This is a genomic window from Mesobacillus sp. (assembly GCF_049588175.1).
Lineage (GTDB): Bacteria > Bacillota > Bacilli > Bacillales > Cytobacillaceae > Mesobacillus.
In genome coordinates this window covers 1-2,968 of record NZ_JBAVFI010000337.1, presented here as the reverse complement: position 1 = coordinate 2,968, position 2,968 = coordinate 1, and the positions used below count along the sequence as shown (strand labels likewise).

General features: G+C 37.6%; 3 protein-coding genes and 1 pseudogene. 3 read left to right on the top strand and 1 reads right to left on the bottom strand.

Annotated features, from left to right (window positions below):
- From WB217_RS08440 to WB217_RS08430, 3 genes and pseudogenes are all read left to right on the top strand, one after another.
- Positions 1–241: pseudogene (locus tag WB217_RS08440) on the top strand (aminoglycoside phosphotransferase family protein); the annotation flags it as partial.
- Positions 242–414: 173 nt separating this feature from the next.
- Positions 415–648 (top strand): hypothetical protein, encoded by a 234-nt coding sequence (locus WB217_RS08435; RefSeq protein ID WP_423992488.1) that lies wholly within the window; start codon positions 415–417, stop codon positions 646–648.
- A 166-nt stretch (positions 649–814) separates the two neighbouring features.
- On the top strand, positions 815–2,062 hold the full coding sequence (locus WB217_RS08430) for an MFS transporter (protein WP_423992486.1): 1,248 nt from the start codon (positions 815–817) through the stop codon (positions 2,060–2,062).
- 81 nt (positions 2,063–2,143) lie between these two features.
- Here WB217_RS08430 and WB217_RS08425 read toward each other — a convergent pair whose 3' ends face one another.
- Positions 2,144–2,644, bottom strand: a complete 501-nt coding sequence (locus WB217_RS08425) for a hypothetical protein (protein ID WP_423992484.1) — start codon at positions 2,642–2,644, stop codon at positions 2,144–2,146.
- Between the last annotated feature and the right edge of the window lie 324 nt (positions 2,645–2,968).

The window sequence follows — 2,968 nt, the reverse complement described above, 5'->3', positions numbered from 1 at the left end:
CCCAACACCAGTATTCGGGCCACGGCTTTATGACTTGATTTACGCATTCTGTTCTTCACCGGATGACCTGAAAATAGAAACGATTGAAACCGCAGCCAATGCTCTGCTAGAAGATACCAAGAATTTGTATGAAGATGTAATGATAGGACTTTACTTACGCATCGCAACTTGTATTAAACATCACCCTTCGGATTTAGATGAATATTTGAATGCATGGGAATATTGGAAAAGACAGATATAGCAAGAAAAAGGAACCTTATAAGCAATGTTCCTTTTTCTTGCTGCATTTATTGCTCTGCATCAAATGCAGCAAGAGCCTCACATTTATTAAAATATTGATAAAAAATTAAAATTAGGGTAAAGAGTATTGGGGTTTGGTATTCTAATGATGTAAACAATAAGGAGGGAATTGGCATGGGAGAGTGTAAAATTGATCACAGCCATGAAGATGTAAAGAATAAATATGAGTCCCAGATGGAATTTTTGCCTGAAGATATGAGTGCTTTGTTCAGCATTTTTTTTCAAGAGGAGCATACCCAGGACATATTGAATGAAGTCTTTCATTTACTAAAAAAGTATGACCTCGTGACAGAGGAAGAGAAAAGTGAACGTAACAACAGATTATACTTAGTTTTAAACAATGTTTAAATAAAAACCAGGGGCGAAAGCTCCTTTTTTTGTGGGTTAATTTCAGAATTTTCTTTGTTTGAATTATCGATAAAATACCTATTGTCAGCCAAAACCAGAAGGAGTAAAATTAGGTGGATATTTCGAAATCCAAAATAATTTTACTATTTTGAAAGAAGAGGAATGTATGCAAAGTCCTTCTGAGATTACAAAATGGAATGAAAAGAACAGCATCTTTAATGGTGTAGCCTCGACTATTGTCATGAGTATGAGTAATAACTATTTTGCGCTGTTTGCCATAGGTGTCCTTGGAGCTACGAATTACCAGGTCGGCTTGATCAGTTCACTGCCGCAAATTATTGGCATGTTCGCCATGATCCTCGGCACAGCCATCATGAGCAGACTTCAGGAAAAGAAGAAATTTACAGGACGATCCATTTTTTTCACCCGCTTGTTTTTGATTGGAATGTTTTTTGTTATCTACCTGCCTGTCGAATATAGGGCATGGACGTTCGTATTGCTGGTTGGTTTAATGAACTTGCCTGGTTCATTCGCAATGCTTAGCTGGCAGTCTTTTATAGGAGATTTAGTATCTGACAGCAGAAGAAGTGGATTTTTCAGTGAGCGGAACAGAGTCCTGACAATCGCCGGCATGATCACGACATTGATGATAGGAATTGCGCTGAAATGGTTTGATAAAGTGAACCCTCTACCGTACCAAATTTTATTTTTGATGGCGTTCGTGTTTGGTGTTGTGGAAGTTTTTTATTTAAATAGACATATAGAACCCCAGAGGGAAGTAAAAACTGAAAAAAGTAAATTCAACTTTGGCTGGGATGCCTATAAGTACAAACCATTCATTTATTTTCTTATTTGCGGATTATTTTTTAATTTTGCATGGCAGCTGGCATGGCCGCTGTTCAATATATACAATATTAAGGTAGCTCATATGACCGGATTCTGGATTAGCATCATCACCGTCGCCAATCAGATTGGTCAAATTATAAGTTTTAAATGGTGGGGAAGGATGGCGGATAAGCACAGTAACGCGAAGATGCTGGTGGTTACAGCGCTTGGAATGGCAAGTGCACCGTTCTTAACCATCCTATCAACAAATATGTATTATTTAACCTTTGTCAACTTTACATCGGGGTTATTCGTTTCTGGTACAGTACTTTTGTTGTTTAATCAGCTGCTTGAAGTCACAAAGGAGGAAAACCGGGGGAGTTTCATCGCACAGTACAATATCGTACTTGCCATCATTGGGTTTATCGCCCCTCAGGTCGGAGTCTACCTGCTCCACATTAGTTCGGTTGAAACCGCTATGAACATCGCGTCTGGACTGCGTGCATTAAGCGGTGGTGTTTTTCTGCTTTTCTTCCTTTATATGAAAAAGCAATATTTCACAAACAAGATAGCGGTACAAAGAACATAAAAGAAGGAGTCTTACTTCGGCTCCTTCTTATAAATTAGAAGAAACATAACTGTTGTCATCCAAGTAATTTTATATTTGAAATCAGCTTCCTGCATTGTTTCTCTGTCGTTTTTGTATGGCATTCACCCCCATGACGACAGCAATCAGTTCCTCATTTGATAACATATTTGTATCGTTTTTCAGTTGATAGGCGGGTGAAGCAAAGAAGCCGCTAATCTTTTCAAATCTTGCTACAGCAATATCTCCCTCTAATATCTCGTATTCATTAGAAAAAGCCTCAGACGAAATAGTAAAAACACCGCGGCCGTTTGCATCATATTGGAATTTCTTCGAGAAAAGGGAGAACTTTGAATTTAGAGAACCCAGCTCATTTTCCTGACTGTCGTATACTCTCCACTTGATCCCTAGCATCGGAAATTTGCCGCTAATCATCAATTCTCCTTTAGAATCCAGTACGTCTATTCCTGAACTGAACGCACTCCTTAAGTCGAGTTCACCGACAATTTCCTTTGCATCATTATAGATTTCCGTTCTGTCTGCAGAGAAAAAATTATCTTTAAAATAGATTATATTATTTTCCATTTTACACCTGCCCAGCGAAATTTAAGTGTTTTTTATTTACTAACATGAACATTTTCGCGTTAACGAAGCGAATCGTATTAATGATATTATATAATATAATAAGGAAATTCTGTTCTTAATAGGAAGAAAAAGTAAATTAAACTTACTCTTTGCAATAAGCGAGCTTTTGAGTAGTGAAAGGCCATCAATGGTCACATTAATCCCATTTCAGTTACCTTATGAGCAGGGGAAGATGATAAGAAGGAAAAGAAGCCCCATTTCAGTTACTACCTATGCAAAAGATGGACTCAAAAGAGCTTAATGAATTAATAGGATAGACCACTG